This is a genomic window from Halobacteriovorax sp. (genome assembly GCF_048381875.1).
In the GTDB taxonomy this organism is placed as follows: Bacteria; Bdellovibrionota; Bacteriovoracia; order Bacteriovoracales; family Bacteriovoracaceae; genus Halobacteriovorax_A; species Halobacteriovorax_A vibrionivorans.
On the sequence record NZ_JBLXBP010000003.1, the window covers coordinates 725,261 to 744,452 of the forward strand.

General features: G+C 34.7%; 18 protein-coding genes. 10 read left to right on the top strand and 8 right to left on the bottom strand.

What is annotated here, in order from left to right:
• Nucleotides 1-33 precede the first annotated feature (33 nt).
• Nucleotides 34-507 carry a hypothetical protein gene (locus ACN5L8_RS11960; RefSeq protein ID WP_419173121.1) on the top strand — a complete coding sequence of 158 codons (474 nt, stop codon included), beginning with the start codon at nt 34-36 and terminating at the stop codon, nt 505-507.
• A complete protein-coding gene (locus ACN5L8_RS11965; protein ID WP_419173122.1) occupies nt 504-3,188 on the top strand; it encodes a hypothetical protein in 2,685 nt (894 codons plus the stop codon). Before ACN5L8_RS11960 ends, ACN5L8_RS11965 begins: the two co-directional genes overlap by 4 nt.
• A gap of 16 nt (nt 3,189-3,204) precedes the next feature.
• On the opposite strand, the gene ACN5L8_RS11970 is transcribed toward ACN5L8_RS11965, so the two are convergent.
• From ACN5L8_RS11970 to ACN5L8_RS11985, 4 genes are all read right to left on the bottom strand, one after another.
• Nucleotides 3,205-4,293, bottom strand: a complete 1,089-nt coding sequence (locus ACN5L8_RS11970) for a catalase (protein WP_419173123.1) — start codon at nt 4,291-4,293, stop codon at nt 3,205-3,207.
• A 113-nt stretch (nt 4,294-4,406) separates the two neighbouring features.
• Nucleotides 4,407-5,777 (bottom strand): family 14 glycosylhydrolase, encoded by a 1,371-nt coding sequence (locus ACN5L8_RS11975; protein WP_419173124.1) that lies wholly within the window; start codon nt 5,775-5,777, stop codon nt 4,407-4,409.
• A 50-nt stretch (nt 5,778-5,827) separates the two neighbouring features.
• On the bottom strand, nt 5,828-6,175 hold the full coding sequence (locus tag ACN5L8_RS11980) for a 4a-hydroxytetrahydrobiopterin dehydratase (protein WP_419168285.1): 348 nt from the start codon (nt 6,173-6,175) through the stop codon (nt 5,828-5,830).
• Between the two features lie 8 nt (nt 6,176-6,183).
• Complete coding sequence (locus tag ACN5L8_RS11985) at nt 6,184-6,495, bottom strand: NGG1p interacting factor NIF3 (protein ID WP_412473594.1); 312 nt, start codon at nt 6,493-6,495, stop codon at nt 6,184-6,186.
• Between the two features lie 171 nt (nt 6,496-6,666).
• Here ACN5L8_RS11985 and ACN5L8_RS11990 point away from each other — a divergent pair, with 171 nt between their 5' ends.
• Complete coding sequence (locus ACN5L8_RS11990; RefSeq protein WP_412473593.1) at nt 6,667-7,047, top strand: hypothetical protein; 381 nt, start codon at nt 6,667-6,669, stop codon at nt 7,045-7,047.
• A 36-nt stretch (nt 7,048-7,083) separates the two neighbouring features.
• On the opposite strand, the gene ACN5L8_RS11995 is transcribed toward ACN5L8_RS11990, so the two are convergent.
• Nucleotides 7,084-7,629, bottom strand: coding sequence for a glutathione peroxidase (locus tag ACN5L8_RS11995; RefSeq protein WP_114705222.1), 546 nt, complete (start codon nt 7,627-7,629; stop codon nt 7,084-7,086).
• A 45-nt stretch (nt 7,630-7,674) separates the two neighbouring features.
• Nucleotides 7,675-9,849 (bottom strand): OsmC domain/YcaO domain-containing protein, encoded by a 2,175-nt coding sequence (locus ACN5L8_RS12000; RefSeq protein ID WP_419173125.1) that lies wholly within the window; start codon nt 9,847-9,849, stop codon nt 7,675-7,677.
• Nucleotides 9,850-10,013: 164 nt separating this feature from the next.
• Between ACN5L8_RS12000 and ACN5L8_RS12005 the strand changes: the two genes are divergently transcribed.
• From ACN5L8_RS12005 to ACN5L8_RS12015, 3 genes are all read left to right on the top strand, one after another.
• Nucleotides 10,014-10,469, top strand: a complete 456-nt coding sequence (locus ACN5L8_RS12005; protein ID WP_419173126.1) for a hypothetical protein — start codon at nt 10,014-10,016, stop codon at nt 10,467-10,469.
• Nucleotides 10,470-10,579: 110 nt separating this feature from the next.
• On the top strand, nt 10,580-11,173 hold the full coding sequence (locus ACN5L8_RS12010) for an OmpW/AlkL family protein (protein ID WP_419173127.1): 594 nt from the start codon (nt 10,580-10,582) through the stop codon (nt 11,171-11,173).
• An 81-nt stretch (nt 11,174-11,254) separates the two neighbouring features.
• Nucleotides 11,255-11,821, top strand: a complete 567-nt coding sequence (locus ACN5L8_RS12015) for a GNAT family N-acetyltransferase (RefSeq protein ID WP_114705217.1) — start codon at nt 11,255-11,257, stop codon at nt 11,819-11,821.
• Here ACN5L8_RS12015 and ACN5L8_RS12020 read toward each other — a convergent pair.
• On the bottom strand, nt 11,818-12,762 hold the full coding sequence (locus ACN5L8_RS12020) for a hypothetical protein (RefSeq protein ID WP_419173128.1): 945 nt from the start codon (nt 12,760-12,762) through the stop codon (nt 11,818-11,820). The genes ACN5L8_RS12015 and ACN5L8_RS12020 overlap by 4 nt on opposite strands.
• Before the next feature lie 19 nt (nt 12,763-12,781).
• Complete coding sequence (locus tag ACN5L8_RS12025) at nt 12,782-13,945, bottom strand: phosphatase PAP2 family protein (RefSeq protein WP_419173129.1); 1,164 nt, start codon at nt 13,943-13,945, stop codon at nt 12,782-12,784.
• Nucleotides 13,946-14,572: 627 nt separating this feature from the next.
• Here ACN5L8_RS12025 and ACN5L8_RS12030 point away from each other — a divergent pair.
• From ACN5L8_RS12030 to ACN5L8_RS12045, 4 genes are all read left to right on the top strand, one after another.
• On the top strand, nt 14,573-15,577 hold the full coding sequence (locus ACN5L8_RS12030; RefSeq protein ID WP_419173130.1) for a sensor histidine kinase: 1,005 nt from the start codon (nt 14,573-14,575) through the stop codon (nt 15,575-15,577).
• 132 nt (nt 15,578-15,709) lie between these two features.
• The gene (locus ACN5L8_RS12035; RefSeq protein ID WP_419173131.1) at nt 15,710-17,113 is read left to right on the top strand and encodes an ATP-binding protein; all 1,404 of its coding nucleotides are present in this window, start codon (nt 15,710-15,712) and stop codon (nt 17,111-17,113) included.
• A 93-nt stretch (nt 17,114-17,206) separates the two neighbouring features.
• The gene (locus ACN5L8_RS12040) at nt 17,207-17,656 is read left to right on the top strand and encodes a hypothetical protein (protein WP_419173132.1); all 450 of its coding nucleotides are present in this window, start codon (nt 17,207-17,209) and stop codon (nt 17,654-17,656) included.
• A gap of 139 nt (nt 17,657-17,795) precedes the next feature.
• Nucleotides 17,796-19,190 carry a sensor histidine kinase gene (locus ACN5L8_RS12045; RefSeq protein WP_120405165.1) on the top strand — a complete coding sequence of 465 codons (1,395 nt, stop codon included), beginning with the start codon at nt 17,796-17,798 and terminating at the stop codon, nt 19,188-19,190.
• The last annotated feature ends 2 nt before the right edge of the window (nt 19,191-19,192 follow it).

Genomic DNA, 19,192 nt, shown 5'->3' on the forward strand with positions numbered 1-19,192 from the left:
AAGTATTAACTCATGATAGCCGACGAGATAGGTATGAGATTCCCTAAGTTCTTATTATTATTTTTCATTCTATTTCAGACGTTTGCTTCAAAAATTATATGGCAACCAAAGCGTGAAATTGGAAATACGACGATTTGGAAGAGTACCCAAACAAAAAGTATTAGAGGATCAACTCAAGTTTTAAAATCATCAAAATCATTTTTAGCTAATATGGATAAGCGTGACAAATTTGTTAAGTCACTTGAAAAGAAAAAGCGAAATGGAATGAAGTTTTTAGGGATTAGTGATTGGAATGCTTTTGAATATAAGTGGCAGAATGATGAGTTAACAATTTCTGGTTATTATATTGATCGTAAAGGTCTTAAAAATTATTTTTATGAAAGACACACTTTTTTAAATGATAAACGTGTTATTAGTCTCATTACTTCTCTTGATAAAGACAAGTTAAACAAAGAAGTAATAAGTAGCTTTTTTCAATCGACTCTTAAGTGGGAGAGTCGTAAATGAGAAAACTATTAACTTCTATTATTATTCTTTTTCTAAGTTTTAATGTCCTAGCATTTAGTAATAGTGACATAATTGATCAATTTAGATCTTTTGGCTCAGTAACAGATACTTATGACTATATTAGTTGTAGTTCTAAAAACTCAGTTAAAGGACCTTTGTCTGAAGATACATTTAAAAGTTTTTGTGAGGTCGTTAAAAATAGCGATGCGTGTAAGGATGTTGAAGAAGACGAGAAGATAACTTGTGAAAGTATCGATGAAAATGAAATCGATATTACAAATTTTTCTTTCATATATAATTGTTTTCGAGGACTTTGGCGCTCACTCGTGAACCTTTTTGAATTTGTTGTTGAAATGATAAAGGGAAGCCTTGGTTATGTGTTTGATTCTGAATTACGACAAGAAAAGAATGAGGCCCTCGGTGAATACTATGATTCTTTTAAGAATTACTTAGCTATTGAATTTGATAAAGCTTATGAAGAAACAGGCGATGATGTGGATGCATCACTTCTTGTTGCTAAAGATATTATGAAGATGGGGATGGATGCCATCTCTAATATGATTAAAGATACCTACTATACATTAGGTTGTTATAATCAAAAAGCAAGACAGGCAAGAGTATGTGAGATCGTTGGCGAGGTAATTATGCCTCCTGCCGCTGCTGTTGCGCTGATCTTTAAAGGTCCAAAGATGGTGAAACGACTTAAAGAGGTCGTTTCAGAACATACAAAAAAACCACAATCATCAATTGTATCGGATGAAGATCTAGCGAAAAAGAAAACCGCTAGGGCCCTAAGTCCAGAAGAGGCCCAGAACTCAAATACAAGAGCTATATCAGCTAAGTTAGAAGAGATTATAAAAGAAGAAAAACATGATTTTCTTTCTGCTCCTCAAATCGGTCAAGGAATACAATTAGTTGCTATTCGCTCTAAAGAAAATAAAATTCGTAAGTTCGCTAACCCTGTTATCAAATCAGATAATGGAAATGAATTATCAATTTCATATCTAGATATAGATACAGGTAAGATTATTAACGAGAGTATAAATAATGTAGATCGTAAAAGAACAATTGCGGCAATAGATCGTTTAAATGGAAGACGTTTTAATTTTCAAGATGATTCATATTACAATTCACTTAGGATAAAGGGGACACAAGAGCTCAATGAATCTCAAAAAAATCAATTAGGACAAATGATCAATGGCCTTAATAAAGACGAGCAACAGAAATTTAAAGCATATGCACAAAGACTTGGGGAAGATATTTCTGACATTAGAAATCCTCGCTCATTAGTCTCTTCACTCAATGATGGGGATGCATATAGTGATGTTCTATCTCTTTATTCAAATATCGTTAAGTCATCAAGTAGTGCACAAAAGTTTAAGAAGTTTGATCAGTGGGTTAAATCAGATGCGCATGCTCTCTATTTATATGACTTCTTGTTAAAAGATGGTGTTGAAAAGAATAGCGATTCTCTTCGCTACCTCATGGCCCGAAATAAATATTTTAAAAATGTAAGACCAATTAGGGGACCACCTGGAACTCTCGTTACATTCTCGTTTGAAAAAGAAAGTAATATTGAAGATATTACTTTATGGTTTAAGACAACTGGCATTAGTGATGAGGAATGGCTTCAGATACCGAGTGACGAAAGATTAAAAAGAATAAAAGAAGCTACTAATGTTAAGAAAGATTCAGTATCTGAAAACCGTATAACTGGAACAGAGTTTAAGCCTAAATACATTGGTGGTTATTCACAAGAGTTAGGGCATGATTCCTCTGACAAGAGCTATACTTGGGAAATAACTAATAAGAAATATGAAATTAATTTAGAACGTACTCTTGATGAAGTTTCTGAAGTTTCGAAATTTACAGGTGAAAGACATTCATTTCATACTCATGTTGTATTTGATATGCCTAAAGATTATAAACATTTTGACCGTTTTCAGTTATGGTCAAAACAAGCAAATGATTATTTATACTTAAAAGGAATGGAAGAAGGACTTCATGGGAACTATTTAACAAGTGTTGCTCATTTTGACTCAGATGCTCCCAAACGAGCACGTGCTAGTGTTAATAATACTTTGCCGTCATCTCTATCTAGTATTTCATTACAAAGTCATAAATTCTTTTCAATGGGGATTCGTGGAGATCTCTACGGTAAATCACCAATAGAAAATCATACTAAGATTGGTCTTGAACTTAGAGATTCAACGCGTAAGTTGGATATTCTCGGTGATCATATGAGAAAAATTACAACGACAGTGCAAGAGTTTAAATGGGAAAGCTTACCAAACGAAGTGACTCGTTCAAATATGCCTATCGTTCGTGTAAATGAAGATATGATCGACAATGACCTTAAGGGGATTGTTAGCGATCCTTTCTTAAATCGATTGAAGTCTGATGTTGTAACAGCATCGATCGCTCTAAATCGATTTGAAGAGGGGCGCTACTTTGATTATCAAAGAGGGACATTTAGAGAGCTTACTTCAGAAGATAAGAAACAAATCGTTGAAGCAAGACAGTACTTTATTGATGAAATGGGAAAAATTGATCGTGAATTAATAGAGATGAAAAGAAAAGGTGAGTCCTTTGAAAAAGAAGATGTCGAGATGGCCGTTCAAATGACTCTTTCTGAATGGGCAAAAATGGCAAGGGTCTCACGTTTCTATGATGGGATTTAAAAGGGGATATAGAATCCTATATCCCGTTATAGTCATGTCTTAATTTTGACTGATTCAAATAGACCTCAAGACGAATTCTATTTACGCCTCCTAATGGTCGATTAACTTGTGGTGCTCGCCATGGATTAAAGGTCATATTCTCACATGCTGACATTCTCATTTCGTCACGAACTCGATGCTGCCTATTTACGATTAGACGTCCAACCTTAATTTGTGGTGATTTCTTCTCATCCCACGATAGCATTGCATTTTCGATATTATTCTTTTTTGGATCTTTATTTGGTTGAATATAGAAGTCAAAACAACCTTGTTCACTCTTAAGAGTTCTTGCTAAGCGCTCTCCTAAGTAATCATGACTAGGATTGTCTGGAATCGTATCCTTGTTCTTACGACATGATTTAAAGCTCATTTTCATGCTGGTACTACCTAGTTTGTAAGGTGTTGCTGAAGAGTAGTCGATATCAAGTGGATTTGAGACTTCAACTCGTGCCTTCATTATTCTCTTAAGTGATCCCCAATGAGTCAGTAAGTATCCAATAACACCAAATCGTCCTTGTGTTGCTTCCATAAATTTTTCATACTTTTTAGGATTTGCAATAAAGAAACTATCAGCATTCATCATAACTAGATCGTGGATATTCTTATTTCCTTCAAGACCTATATCTTGAAGATAGTTTTGATAGGGAACGCCGATTATTTTTACGGCCATACCTCGAATATCTTTTTCGATATCTGCTTTTGAAGGATCAGGGTCTCCATTAGAGAAGCGAATAATACTTTGATATTTTCTATTTTCTTCAAATAGGCCAACTCTTAGTTTCTGAGGTAGTTTAGAATTATCAATTGTAAGTTCTGACTTTACACAGCCATGATGTTTTGGATGAGCATCCCTTTTCATGATTTTATTATTTCCTGTCGCTTCGATTAGTGTTTCTTTGAAAATCTCACCGACACGACTCATATTTGCTACTTCATCTTGTCCCCAGACTTCACCTTGTTCTACTTTTGGTTGAAGTGCATTGACTGAGGCAACTTGTCGTTCACTCTTTTGATTTTGACATGAAATTATTAAGCTTAACAAAGCTACAATCTTTAAACTCTTCATAAACCCCTCACTTGTTCCTAAATTATTTTACCTTAATTACCAAATACTCCAAGGACCATTAAATGCGGTAAAATTACCTTTCTGGTGAGTGGTTTCTATATAAGTACTTGTAATTATTGTTTTGTCATTTGTCTAAATCTATCTTTTGCTAGCTGACTGCTTAGGATCGTACCCATTCGTAAAAAAGTAACTCCATCATAGTTTCCAAAGTAGAGTGCATCTGCAATATTATCCCAAGATTTGTGGGAGTAGAGTGTACCTGCTAAAGCATTTTCTCCTAAGATACGTACGCCTTGTCTTTGTGCTTCTTGAGCAACCCAGAATACTAATGCCTTCGCATAGCTTTGAGCATTTGTTGGACCTTCAAGATTATTCATTTCTAAACAAGTGAAATGAAAATTTAATTGATGAAAGTCCTTCTCTCTTCTAAGCTCATTGATAATACCGATGATTCTATTATAACCATGACCTGTTTTATCACTAAAGATATCTTGATCAGTTGATATCAGTCCTGCATTAAGCTCTGCCAATCGATCAGCACCTGGTGCAACTCGCCAGTGTATTCCTGGTACTTTAAAGCCTAATTGAATATGGGCCTCTGATCTAAAGGTATCAATGGCCGCTCCAAGAATTCTCTTTCCGTGCTCTCGTAAACTTTTAGAATACCAATTATAAAAGTCCTTACCATAATTAGTATGTTGTTCTTGAGCTGGAAAAAAGAAGAAAGGATTAGGAGGTGCAACTTCTTTGAAAGAAGATAGATTAAAGCCCCACATGAAGTTTACAGTATCAATATTAGAATACTTATTTCTAACGTAGTTTCTAAAGCTTTCTACTGCTAGCTCAGAGTAGGCTTGAAGCGCTCCACGTGTTGGATAACCTGATCCATTATCGTGTGAATTATATGAAGGATAACGAAGCTCACCTGCAGGGCCAAGGCTTACATTAATTTCATATATATCTTTCATCTTATGTGAAAAGTTCATTTTAAATGAGTCCATGACCTCATAAAACTCATTGATCGCTTTGTGGGTAGACCAAACAGATAGATATTCTTTTGAAAAGTTTCCTTGCTCACTTTTAGACATGGCACTCGCACCATACTTTTGCCATAACCAATTTGGGATTGGTACATCACATGTATCACCAACGTTTCCACCACATTGATGGAATGATAGAATCGGAACCCACTTTAGGCCAGCGTCTATAATAAGATCACTTAACACTTGATAGTATTGCCAATTGAATTTATTATCTTCTTTTTCTATTAGTCCCCACCAGATATCAGTACTAACTCCTGTTGCTCCTAGGGACTTTATTTCCTTTAATTGATCTTGAAATTTTCGTAACTCAGCTTTTGAATATTCAGACGACAAGTTATTTGGATCACCTATGATTAAAGGGGCCATGACATTGAATACTTTTGCCGAAGTTGTTAAACAATACAATGTTAGAAAGAGGGAGAGTAAAGCTTTAGATTTCATGTCTTACTTATAGCGATACTTCTCCCTAAATAATAGATGTTTTGAATTTTTTATAGATTATTAGACTTTAAGATATCGTCTACTTTTGCTGCAAATATAAAATCACTTTCCACTAAGTCATCAATTTTATGTGTCCAAAGATCAACTTTCAGCTTACCAAAGCTTACGTGTAGATCAGGATGGTGCCATTGCTCATCTGCAACCTTTGCGATTTCATTTGCAATTTTCATTGGTTGGTCAAACTTTTCGCAATCAACTTCAAGAGTCAGCCTTGTTTTATCATTGGTGAAGCTCCAACGTTTGTCGATTTGCTCTTTAAGGCTTAGTTTTTCCTCAAGAGGTAGGGGAGGTACTCCTCCTTGGCAAGGTATACATGTTTTCTCTTTCAATGAAGTCATATTTCCTCCTAAAAATTTACGAGTTCATAAAGGTCGATTGCTGGCTCCTCATAGGGATGGGCCGTTCTTAACGCCTTAATTACTTCTTTAACTTTATCATCAGGACAAATCGTTTCCACCTTAAGTTCTCTTACTTTTTCAATAATTCCGGATTCGCCAATATGGGGATTTGCTTGATTATTTGGACGAAATTGACCGATACCTTCTGTCTCAAATGAACATTTGTCATAGTTTCCAATGGTTCCAGCACCGGCATTAAAGATGACCTCTTTTACTTCTTGTGCGTCATCTACAGGAACAAAAAATACTAGTTTTTTCATTATTAACTCACTTTTTTTTTGATCAAAAACTTAACAGTACTCTATAAAATATACTTGATATCTACTAATTAATCTAATTCTTGATATAAATGACTCTCAACAATTACTCCCCAAGAAAAAATAAAAGTTAATCTTAATGATGATTTAATTTCATCTTAACTAGGGGGATATATGAAAAACATTCTAATTTTAATTGCCACTTTAATTTCTTATTCTGCATTTGCTTCAAATGTTGATTTTCCAGATTACACTTGTAACGTTTCAAAGTACTCAGATGACACTGTTTTTGGTGAAGAATTTGAAATAAAAAGAGACAATTCTAGTCGTTACAATCTAATGAGTACTGTTGTAGATAATATTGAATTTAAAGTTGCTCTTGTCGATAAAGCTTCTGGTCCACAAGCATCTTTTACAACAAATTATAAAGATCAAGGGATTCAGGTTTCTTCACAACAAGACTTTAACGGAGTACAGATTATTTTTGGGCCGACTCATCAAGTTGGGACTACAGGCTATATTGTAACTTGTGATAGAAGTTCACTAGATTGGTAATAAATATAGGACCTGCCTAAAGCAGGTCCTTTCTTATTAAATAAGTTCTTTGATTTTTGAAGTGATTTTTTCATCTCTTGGATCAATGTCAGGAAAGTATCTTTCAACAATTTCTCCATTTTCGTTTAAAAGGAATTTTTCAAAGTTCCAATGTATATCATGAGCTTGTCCTGAGATTAGACCTTTGCTTGTAAGTAATTGCTCAAAGTCTGGTTTGTCATTTCTTACGGCTTCTTTTTTCCCTTCTGTTAAAGCTTGATAGAGTGGGTGTTGACCTTCTCCTTTAACAACAATCTTTTCATTCACTGGAAATGTTACGTTGTACTCCATTGAACAGAAGTTTTGAATTTCTTCATTAGTACCTGGCTCTTGTTGTAAGAACTCATTTGCTGGAAAAGCAAGAATTTCAAGTCCTTTATCTTTGTATTCAGAATATAGTTTTTGTAGCCCTTCGTATTGTGGTGTAAGTCCACATTTTGAAGCAACATTGACTACAAGATATGCTTTAGCATCAAAGTCCTTAATTGTTTTATCTAGGCCTTTTCCATCTTTAAATTTAATTTCATTTATATTTGTACTCATGTGATAACCTCCATAGTTTTAACTAATAGAGGTTACCATAAAGATTTATTTAGAAAAGTTGTGGCGTGCCAATTGTAGCTTTTTATAACTTTCAATTAACTTTAGATGCTTATCAATACCTACAAGACTAGAATTTGTCTGAGTTAGGCCATCAAAGCGATTCTCTAGGGTTAATGTCTTAGTTACTCGCTCCATTAATTCAGGGCCATACATCTTAGTGAAGCTTTCAAGATAATCCGCTATTTCAAGATCATCTGCCAGTTCTATATCAAGTGCATTATTGAGAGCCTGATAAAAGCGTCTTCTTTCTATTGTATTATCGTTGAATGTACCAAGCATTTCGACGAGATGCTTAGCTTCTTCATAATTTTGTAGAGCAAGATAACCAAGTGCCTTGAGTTCTCCAATAACTAATTGTCCCCATACAGTACTTTCATCAAATGCAACTCCGATTAATTCAGAAATTGGCATGTAATTATCAAGCTCACTGTCTTCAAGTCGCTCAATTAGTGAACTTAGGTCTTCATTGTTTAAAGAGTGGAGATTTAAAATATCTTCTCTGAAGTCTAGTGCTTGATTATGGTTGTCCCAAATCAGATCTTCTGGTTGATAAATTTCTGAGTATTCTGGAACAAGAATACGACAAGCACTTGCTCCTAGCTCGTTATAATCTGCTATATAAACTTCTTTACCTAGCTCTTCTAAGATTCCCATTAGATATTGGTATTCTTCTTGAGTTGAGCCTGAGAAATTCCACTCGTTAAATTCGTATTGTGGTCTAGCACCAAAGAAGCGCCAAGAGATAACTCCTGTTGAATCAATAAAGTGATCAACAATATTATTGTGTTCACGAATAGCAAATTCATTAAATGTTGGAGGGAATGTGTCATTCATCCCTTCAAAGCTTCGACCTTGTAGTAGCTCTGTAAGACTTCTCTCTAAAGCAACCTCAAAACGTGGATGTGCTCCAAAGGATGCAAATACACCACCATTTCTTGGGTTCATCAAAGTGACACACATCACTGGAAATTTCCCGCCAAGAGATGCATCTTTTACAACAATTGGAAAGCCCGCTTCTTCAAGTTTATTAATACCTTCCAGTATCGTAGGATATTTTTCTAAAACATTTTTTGGAACATCTGGTAGTGTGATCTCTTCTGTAATAATTTGATTTTTTACAGCTCTTTCAAAAATTTCTGATAGACATTGCACGCGAGCTTCATATTTTGTATTTCCAGCACTCATTCCATTACTTACAAATAAATTCGCAATGAGATTGGCCGGTATGTAAACCGTTTGGCCATCAGATTGACGCTCAAAAGGTAGAGCACAGATTCCACGCTCTTTATTTCCTGAGTTTGTATCAATTAAATTTGAGGCCCTAAGCTCGCCACCGTTATCGTAAGCATTAAGAAGTGTCTCATCCATTAATCCAGTCGGAATAGACTCATCATTTGGAATCTCAAACCATTTCTCATTTGGGTAATGAACAAATTCTGCATTAGCGATATCTTCACCAAGGTAGTAATCGCTGTAGAAGTAATTCGTGCTAATACGCTCTAGATATTCTCCTAGAGCAGAAGCAAGGGCCGCATCTTTTGTGGCACCTTTTCCATTTGTAAAGCACATCGGAGAGTCAGCATCGCGAATGTGAACTGACCAAACATGAGGAACTTGGTTTCTCCATGATGCAATTTCAATTTGAATTCCCAGATTTGCTAGAAGTCCTGTCATATTCTTTATTGTTTCTTCTAAAGAACAATCTTTACCTGGAATCATCGTCTTGGTTTCATTTACTTCGTAGTCAAGTTTGACATCGTTACCAAGTATTTCTTTTGCTTCTATCTTAAAATCAATTTCATTTTGAATAACTCGCTTAACAGTACATCGATTCATTGAAGCAAGTATTCCTTTCTTATCTTTTTCAGATATTGAAGCTGGAAGCTCGGCATGTATAACAAATGATTGCTTGTAACGATTATCAGGGTCCACTATATTTTGCTGACTTATACGAATATCCTCTGTAGGGATATCTCTGCTTTTACAATAGACCTTTGCAAAATAAGCAGCACACATGGCCGAAGAGGCCAGGAAATAGTCATAAGGTCCAGGAGCTGTCCCGTCACCTTTGTAGCGAACAGGCTGATCTGAGATGATCTTAAAGTCATCAAAACTGGCTTCAATCTTTAAATTATCGAGGTATCTAACGTTTACTTGCATAAGGCAGGTATAGCAGTCTTTAAGGTGATTTACAGCTATTTACGCATATTCCTATAAGTTTTACTCTATAATTGACGACTTTTTGACTTTTTTAACTTGCAAATTCTTGTCATCGATGGTTTTTATTGCGAATATGTTTTTCGCTAATTTTTAAGGAGAATTTAATGAAATCAATCGTTTTAATGCTGGCGATGTTACCAGTTTTAGTTTTTGGTTATAGTAACCCAGACGCTAAGACTCTTATGAATGAATACCAAGAGTTTCGCTCAATGGTATCAAATATGGAACACGATTACCTAGTTGGTGGTTGGTATAAGGCCAAAGACTTTGGTGATACAACTGTTATGTGGCTTCTTAGTGATGACTTAACAGACCGTGAAGTTATTAGATTTTTTAGAAAGAAAGATGATGGCTCAGTTTTTACTGTTACTTACCATCGTTCAGACTACATTGTAGATGGTCGAATTGTTCTTCGTCGTTTCGTTGGCCCAGAGCCAACTGGTTGGATTAACCACACTATTGATTTCGAAACAGGTGAGCACTTAGGTTCACAAGGTTGGTGGCCATTCTTTGATGAAAGCGACCATGACTTTATGAAAAAGTGGGGATTCCACTACTAAAATAAAATTAAGCCTACTTTGTAGGCTTTTTTTATTACTCTGATCTAACTCATAATATTTTAAAATCTCCTTTGATATTTTTAATTCATAGAAATTTCAAAGGAGTTTTTGTGAAAAAAACATCAATCGTTTCAATTTTATTTTTTCTAATGTTTAGTTCTCTCTCATTTGCAGAGGGAAATTCAATGGTTCGTGTAAGGGCCTTAAGCGTAAGCCCTGATGTTTCAGACAATATCGGTGGTAATATTGCAATTAATAATGAATCAGTTCCAGAGATCGACTTCTCTTACTTCTTCAATCAAAACTTTGCACTTGAGTTAATTCTTGCAACAGCAACTCATGATGTAAACCTCAATGGAACAGGAAGCCTTGGTAGCGTTTCTTTACTACCTCCAACTTTATTAGCGCAATACCATATGGAATTTGGAGACTTCAAACCATATGTAGGTGCTGGTATCAACTATACAATCTTTTATGGAGAGGTACCGGGAGATATGGTCTCGACAAAGTATGATGATGCATTTGGATATGCCTTACAACTAGGAACTGATATCAAAGTTGCTCAGAATTTATATCTCAACCTTGATGTGAAAAAGCTTTACTTACAAGCTGATGCAACTGTTGATACAGGATCTGGTGTTGTGAATGCTGAAGTTGATATCGACCCTTTACTTGTAGGGATCGGTATTGGTTTTAGATTCTAGTTTCTTGAAGGGTGGCCATAACACTTGGCCACCTTCTCTTTTTTAACTTGTCCTTTTATTTCTAAGAGCTAAACTATTTCTATGAAAGAAATAGATATTCAAATCTTAAATTCGCAAGACTTTAATAAATACTATTATAAGTATAAGAACGATGTTTTTGAAGATGATCATAGTTATGTACTATGGGATATTCTGTCAGAAACAGAACTTTCAAATGTAAAAAGACTCCAAGAAAATTTAGGAGAACCTTTTAAGTTATGTTTGGCCGCCTTTGATAAAGAAGGAAACTTCCTTGGCTGGAGTTGGGGATATCAAGAAAGTAGTACAACATTTTATATGTGTAATTCAGCAGTACTTCCACAATATCGAAGACAAGGTATTTATGGGGCCATTTTAGACAAGTGTCTGGCAATTCTAGAAGCGGAAGGATTTCAAATGGTCTATTCTCGCCACTGTGCTACGAATAATTCTGTTATTATACCTAAACTTAAAGCTGGCTTTTTAATTTCAAAAATGGAGCTAGATGATAAGTTTGGTGTATTGATTCATTTACACCACTATTTTAATGAGAAGAGAAAAAAGGTCATGGATTATCGCGCCGGACAGATTAGGCCCGACGCAGATATTAAGAAGTTATTTAAAATTTAGCGTACACAATAATAAGAATACACCTTAGTATTTACTGACCATGGGTTTCTTACTGGTGTCGGATTCATAAGACCTGGATGATAAACTTTTCCACCACTAATGGCCCAAACCGTTTGTCCAATTGAAACACCTCCATTCCAATCACCATAAGCATCAATAGCTTCTAGTTCATTTGCATTAGGAAGTCTTGCATAAATATTGTCACAAGCTCTTTCTGCTTGTCTCATTGAAGTCGCTTGACCTACTGATCCGTTATGTGTTCCTACAATTGTAAGATTGCGACGTCCTATTTGTACCGTTGCTGGAAACTTTGTTCTTTGAAAATCTTCAAACATTGTAGAGGCAATTTGAGACATAACAACAGATGGTTGTCCTTGTCCTTGATATGTTTTCGTCGACCCATCAGAACTTACTAGAGTAAGTGTGACCTGAATTCCACCACGGCAATTAGGTGCATATGAATAAGATCCATATGCCATATAGTCTACTAAAGCTCCTGCATTATTTGGAATCCATCCTGGACGTTGCCCATTATTTATAGAGTCCATAATGTAGCGAATATTATTCATATGGACGAATTCTAGCTTACGATTAACCACTGGAAAATTACGATAATAGCTATCAAAATATGCCTTAAGAGTATTTTCTAGAGTTACATCCATATACTTATATTGTGTAGCAAGGCGCACATTCTTGTCATATAGAGCATCGAAAGTAACAAGAAGATCCAAGGCTTCATCTCCCTTTGCTCCAGATTGCATGAGCTGAGATGCTAATCCTGTCATTTCACGCATATACTCAGAACGTGTTTGAGAATAAGCTTGTTTGTATGCACACAAGTCTGCTCCTCTTATAAAGGGGATTGAGGCCCAGAGACGAGCTGCTTGAGAGTGTGCACTAACTCCCATTAAGAGAATAAGTGCAAGGGATTTGAGTTTCATAGATTTCTCCAATTTTATTTTATTGCGATCTTAAAAATGCTTCATATATACAAGCACGAATTCTATCTTTACCCTCAGGTAACTTCTTACATTTGAATTCAGTTTTTGTATTATTTCTAGGTCTCCATTCAAAGTTGACCATGAAAGTTCCAGTTTCACGATTCCAAGAAGGAAAGACCATTAGTCCTCCATTTGAATCATCGCCTTCATGCATTCTAATAACAAGCTTAGTTATTAGATGTCCAGCAATTGCACCGGCAAAGACATCAGATAGCCAATGTTTTCTATCATGAAGGCGTCCGTATGAAGTTAGTGCTGCAACTCCATAGGCAAGATATGGAACAACTTTATTATCTTTATAAATTTCTGCAAAAACTGTTGCAAATGACCAAGCTCCTGAAGAATGACCTGAAAAGAATGATTTTCCAGTTGTTCCAAAAGCATATGGCCCTTGGTCAGCATTTGGTCTTTGTCGCCCAAAGCCTTTCTTAAATGCTTCCGTTACAATCTGAGTAGCAATTTGACTTGTTAAAACATAGAGTCCTGCCTTTTTAAGTTTTCCATCTTTTATAACAACACCTAAAAAGTATGATCCGGCGGCTGCTCCTCCAAGAATCATTTTGTCGTGATTATTTGTTGGGTAGACGAGTTTTTCTGTAAAGCCATTCTTATGATCTTGGACAAAGTCCATTGTTTCTTGGTCAGAGCCAAACATAACAAGTCCAAGTGAAGTGGAAGCTGCTAGCATTAGGAGCTCTTTATCACTTAAACCTAGTGGTATGAAATATCCTTTCTTATTATTAGATGAATCAAATTTACGAAGGTAATTTGAGAACTCTTGTGGGGACATTCCACCATAAATGGCCTTGTTTCCAATTCGTCCCTTAATTCCTTCCATTCTATCGATATTCTTTTGTTCTTCTTCACTACAGCCTTGTATCGTATTCTTACAACTATAGATTTCATCAAGCATATGCTTGGCATTTGAGCGAAGATCTAACTCGTTTTCATCAACTGTGACACAACCTTCATAGCGCCATTCACAATCACTTTCATAGACAGTTTGATATTTGTCTTTTTGAAAAAAAATCTCATCATTAAGCTTATCTGCTTGAGCAAATTGCCCCATGAGAAGGGTTGATAGAATTAAACTTTTTGTTACTTTTATTTTTAATGTTTTCATAACTTCTAATATAGAGAAAACGGTTAAAATATGTTCATTTATGTAATATTCACATTGCAGATCAAAAATTGGACAGTCTTAAGAAGGATTTTACAAAGTATACAAAAATTAAGCCTGTAATATTAGGCATTTACAGTTGTTTTAAGCTACAGTTATACATTCGAAATAGTATTTATTTGTCGTATGATAGTGTTTTTATCATAATGGACATTTAACTAAATTAGAAAAAGGTATGTTGTGGATATTATAACGTATACGAATATAACTCGTTATACTACGATTTTCTTCTTTTCATTCTTTGTTTACCACTCAATAAATGGCTTTTTAAATTATTACAATTTAAAAGACCGCTCGACTTTATGGTATACTTTGATGTCAGTTGCTTCAGCCTTTTACTGCCTTTTCTTTACTGTAAATACTCATGTACTAGACATAAAAAACTCAAACATTATTTTAAATAGTCTTTGGATTTTTGCTTTTTGTGCTTTTTACGCCTATATGCATGCTATAGAGGCTTTTTTTGGAAGCTCCACTAAGATGATAAAATATATCAAAGTGTATATCCTATCTCTGGGCATCTTTCAGATTCTTTCTCTTATTTCTTACGCTTTTTTTGATTATAGCTTTATGTTTTCACCGCAGTCACAAATAAAAGATAGCCTCTTTTATCAATCGACGAATATCGCAATCTCACCAAATTTGATCGGAAACCTAGTCGGAGGCAGTGCAGCTCTTTGCGTTTTTTATGTTAGTTTTGTTATTTGGAGAGAAATTTCGAAACGAAATCTTGAGGAATACTTACTGAGAATAGGTGTTATATTTAATATTCTCGTTGTATTGAATGATACTTTTATAAGCTTAGAAGTTTCAGGAAGCTTGATTCCTATTTATTATTTTGCTAATGCCTTTGAGGCTCTACGGTTTAATTTACACTTTCTTAAAAAGGCCCATCGTAAGATGTACAACCTCGAGTCAGAAGTAGTTCACTTATCTAAAGTCGCTCAGTTTGGATATGCAGCGGCTAGTATTGCACATGATATCAAGAACCATGTTTTCGTAATGAAAGTTAAAATTGATAAACTAATAAAAGGACGATATTCGACAACTGATAAGGTTTATGAAGATTTAAAAAAGTATAATGAGGGTATATTAGAAATCACCGATCTATATATGAATATTTTTAAGAATAATATTAGTTCTCAAAAAGAAGAATTAGACTTTAATGAGATTTTAAAAGATGTTAGGGGACTAATCTTACCAAAGTTTGAAAATACTAATGTTCGATTTTTAGAAGAAACTAAAAATTTTAAAATATTTTGTAATAAAGCAGAAATGGTAATTTGCCTCGTTAATCTTATAAAAAACTCTTTAGAAGAGGTTAAAGAAAAGAAGGACAATCCTTGGGTTTTGCTTAAAAGTGATATTGAAAAAAATAAGATACTTGTAGTCGATAGTGGCGATGGGGTCGATCAAAAGCAAGCAGAACAAATCTTCAAGTTTGGCTATACAGGAAAGAAATCTGGAGGTCATGGAGTAGGGCTGGCCATAACAAATGAATTGTTGCAGCGCTCTGGTTTTTCTTTAAAACTTGAGAAAGGTTGTAAAAATACGACGTTCTCTATCAATTGTTGAGATAATTTTTAAAATTAATTAGATAAGTGTCTGAAAATATTTATTTGTTAAGATAGTTTACTCTTTGCTTTATTAGAGTGTATCGATATAAGCTATTTATCAACTTTATTAATTAATCTTTGGAGAAGGTCGGTGGAGCTAGACCTATATATCGCATTCACGCGTTACTTAACGACTTTTGTGTTTTCGTTTTTTATCTACCAACTTTTTGCAAGTTTAGTTAATTATACACAGCTCAAAGAAAGAGAAGCTTTATGGCCAATGGTCATGTGTTTGACGACTGCGGCATATTGCTTTGTTTTTGCTTTCAATACTCATTTCATCAACCAAAAGTTATCAGATTTTCTTTTAATGATCTTCTGGGTTTGTGCTTATTCGTCTTTTTACAGTTACATAAGAACCATAGAAGTTTATTTAAAAAGACGTATAAAGAAGCTTGAGTTTGCGAAGCTATATTGTGTGTTTCTAGTTAGTGTTCAGATTGTTTGTGCCATATCGACACTGCTTTTTAATCACAACTTTCTTTTTGATGAGCACAACTACGTCAAGTCCAATCTCTTTGCTCAGACAATGCACTTTAATGTTTCTCCAAATATATATGGTAAAATATTAGGAGGTCTCGGTGCTTTAGTTGTTCTCTATACATGTATTGTCATTTGGATTGAATTAAATCGATTAAAAAGAAATGAAGTTCTACTAAAGCTTGGAATTATTGTAACTTTTCTCGCTGTTTTAAATGATACTGCATTGGGACTTGAAATCTCAGGTGCAATTCTTCCTCTGTATTATTTCGGTAATGCATTTGAAGCAGTACGTTTTAATCTATATTTTCAAAGAAAGGTGTATCGTAAATTATTCAACCTAGAGAATGAAGTTGTAAGACTCTCTCGAATTGCTCAATTTGGATTTGCTGCTGCAAGTATCGCTCATGATATTAGAAATCATATATTTGTTCTTAAAATAGGAATTGATAAACTTATTAAAGGAAGGGAGGAGGACCCACAGCAGAATTATAAATCTTTAAATAAACACATTAATAAAGTTTCAGAGATCACAGATCTTTATATGAATGTTTTTAATAAGAATAATGCAAATGAAAAGAATAACGTCTCTGTAAAGAAGATCGTTGATGAGGCCATTGAGCTCGTAGCTCCAAAGTACAAAAATTCTAATGTTGAGCTAATTGTAGATATCGAAGACTTTTCAATTTATTGTAATGAAACGGAGATCACTATTAGTATAGTGAATTTATTAAAGAATGCCCTTGAAGAAGTCTCTTGTGTTGATAAGTATCAGTCTCCATGGGTCCAAGTTCATGCCTACGCAAGCAAGAGAAGTATTTGTGTTACTGATTGTGGTCAAGGAATTTCTAATGAAATTGCTTCCGAAATATTTAATTTTGGATATTCTACTAAGAAGGGTGTTGGTGGACATGGGGTTGGGCTTGCTATCACAAAGGCACTTCTTATGCGTTCTGGATTTCAATTAGGTCTATTAAAAGATTCTAAGAATACTACTTTTGAGGTCTTATTTTAATGTTGTGGTCCTAAAGTAATTACATACCTTCGTGCAATCTCATGAAGTTTCTTGTATTGACTATTAAATTCAAAAATCACTCAGGAGCACTATATGAAATCATTTGTTTTACCCCTAATTCTAGTTATGGCTTCGTCTAATTTATTCGCAGCCGGTAATGTCTCAAGTTTCCTTAAGAGCCTCGAAAAGCTTGACGGACAAGAAGGACGAGTATCTTCTAATACAAATGAAAGAGGAACAGGTGAATGCCAAATTGAAATTCTAAAAGATACTCAATCAACAAGTATTTATTTTAGAAACACTGGATATTATTTTACCCCTGTGGCCCATGCTTTTTCTGATTCAGCTGAGCTTGTCGATGCTAACACGCTACTTGTTTCTGAGGACTCTAATCGCCCAGGAGGTGATGCTTGTGGAAGTTATGGAGGAGAAAGTGGTTACAAGAAAACAATAACTCTAAATGGAGGTTCAGTCACTATTAGAGAGACATTTCGCTGCTTTTTATTCAAAAAATACGACTTTAGTTTCACTTGTAAGCTATAAAATTTAGTAAAATTTTTTAGGTAATTAAGGGAGCGTATAAGCTCCCTTTTTTGTTAAATTAGTTAAGCTTCAGAGAATTTTTTAAAGTATTTCTATATTTTAAGTGTTTAATTAGTCTAAATAATGTATATTTTATATTATGAGTGTTGATGAATATATAGTAGTTACTCGGTATGTAACTATCTTCGCATTTTCATATTTCCTATACCAAGCATCAATTGGTGCCTATACTTATCGGAAACACCTAAATGTGAAGGCTTTCTGGCCTATTCTTATGTGTCTTTCGGCCGGAGCTTATGCCGTTTTAATTGCTGTAAATACTCATGTCTCAGATCCTAAACTTTCTAATTTCCTCTTAATTACGTATTGGTTCTTCGCATATTGGACTTATTATTGTTACCTAAAGGCGATAGAGGGTTTTTTTGGATATGATCTTAAAAAGCTGTGGTTCTCTAAGTTCTTTTGTGTGGCCCATTCGGTCTATGTTGTCATTGGAGGTTTTCTCTACCTCTTCACTTCTGTTGATTTGATATTTAAGCCTCGGGAAATTCCACCATCAACACTTTTTACAAAAGCATTAAATCTACAAATCTATCCCAGTCTTTTAGTTGTTCTAACAGGTGTTATGGGATTAGTCGTTATTCTCTATTCTACTATCGTCGTTTGGAAGGAATTAAATAGACGAAACAAGGACGAGTATCTTTTTAAAATGGGATTAATTGTTACTTTATTTGCATCGATATGGGATACATCTATAGGGACAGAAACAATTGGTTATCTCGTTCCTATCTATTATCTGGGCTACGTTTTTGAATCCATGCGATTTAATATTTATTACCAGGATTTGGCTTTTACAAAGATGTATAACCTTGAAAAAGATATGGTTAAGCTCTCTAAAGTTGCCCAATTTGGCTTTGCCTCAGCTAGTATTGCTCATGATATTAGAAATCATCTCTTTGTCTTAAATACGGCAAATAATCGTCTAGAAAAAGAATTATTAGAAGATCAACGCCGATATACAGAAAAACTCCGTAAACATATTGCAAAGATTCTGGAAGTTACTGACCTCTACATGAATATCTTTAAGAAGAATTATGATTCTCACAAAGAGAGAATCAAAATCTCAGATGTCACAATGGAAGCAATTGATCTCGTACAAGAAAAGATTGATAAGGATAAGGTGAAAGTAGAGCTTGAGATTGATGATTTTGATATAGATGGCAATGAAACAGAGCTAAGCTTGTGTTTAGTTAACTTGATAAAGAACTCACTTGAAGAGATAAAAACAACAGATACACCTTGGATAAAGGTCATTACTTCATCAAGTCAGCGGTTTATTAAGATTGTAGACTCTGGAAATGGGATTCCAAGGGATCAGTTAAAGAATATCTTTGAAATGGGTAAGACTACAAAGAAGGACGGCTCAGGCTTTGGTGTAGGCTTGGCCATCACAAAGCAAATCATTGAAAACTCAGGATATCAACTTCTGGTTGAGGAAGATTCAGAAAATACCACATTCGTGATAAATTTTTAGGG

Coding starts and splice junctions, on each gene's coding strand:
- ACN5L8_RS11965 (WP_419173122.1), top strand. CDS start 504: ATGAGAAAACTATTAACTTCTATTATTATTCTTTTTCTAAGTTTTAAT.
- ACN5L8_RS12005 (WP_419173126.1), top strand. CDS start 10,014: ATGAAATCAATCGTTTTAATGCTGGCGATGTTACCAGTTTTAGTTTTT.
- ACN5L8_RS11975 (WP_419173124.1), bottom strand. CDS start 5,777: ATGAAATCTAAAGCTTTACTCTCCCTCTTTCTAACATTGTATTGTTTA.
- ACN5L8_RS11960 (WP_419173121.1), top strand. CDS start 34: ATGAGATTCCCTAAGTTCTTATTATTATTTTTCATTCTATTTCAGACG.
- ACN5L8_RS12025 (WP_419173129.1), bottom strand. CDS start 13,945: ATGAAAACATTAAAAATAAAAGTAACAAAAAGTTTAATTCTATCAACC.
- ACN5L8_RS11985 (WP_412473594.1), bottom strand. CDS start 6,495: ATGAAAAAACTAGTATTTTTTGTTCCTGTAGATGACGCACAAGAAGTA.
- ACN5L8_RS12020 (WP_419173128.1), bottom strand. CDS start 12,762: ATGAAACTCAAATCCCTTGCACTTATTCTCTTAATGGGAGTTAGTGCA.
- ACN5L8_RS11980 (WP_419168285.1), bottom strand. CDS start 6,175: ATGACTTCATTGAAAGAGAAAACATGTATACCTTGCCAAGGAGGAGTA.
- ACN5L8_RS11995 (WP_114705222.1), bottom strand. CDS start 7,629: ATGAGTACAAATATAAATGAAATTAAATTTAAAGATGGAAAAGGCCTA.
- ACN5L8_RS12030 (WP_419173130.1), top strand. CDS start 14,573: ATGTTTTCACCGCAGTCACAAATAAAAGATAGCCTCTTTTATCAATCG.
- ACN5L8_RS12040 (WP_419173132.1), top strand. CDS start 17,207: ATGAAATCATTTGTTTTACCCCTAATTCTAGTTATGGCTTCGTCTAAT.
- ACN5L8_RS11990 (WP_412473593.1), top strand. CDS start 6,667: ATGAAAAACATTCTAATTTTAATTGCCACTTTAATTTCTTATTCTGCA.
- ACN5L8_RS12045 (WP_120405165.1), top strand. CDS start 17,796: ATGAGTGTTGATGAATATATAGTAGTTACTCGGTATGTAACTATCTTC.
- ACN5L8_RS12000 (WP_419173125.1), bottom strand. CDS start 9,849: ATGCAAGTAAACGTTAGATACCTCGATAATTTAAAGATTGAAGCCAGT.
- ACN5L8_RS12015 (WP_114705217.1), top strand. CDS start 11,255: ATGAAAGAAATAGATATTCAAATCTTAAATTCGCAAGACTTTAATAAA.
- ACN5L8_RS11970 (WP_419173123.1), bottom strand. CDS start 4,293: ATGAAGAGTTTAAAGATTGTAGCTTTGTTAAGCTTAATAATTTCATGT.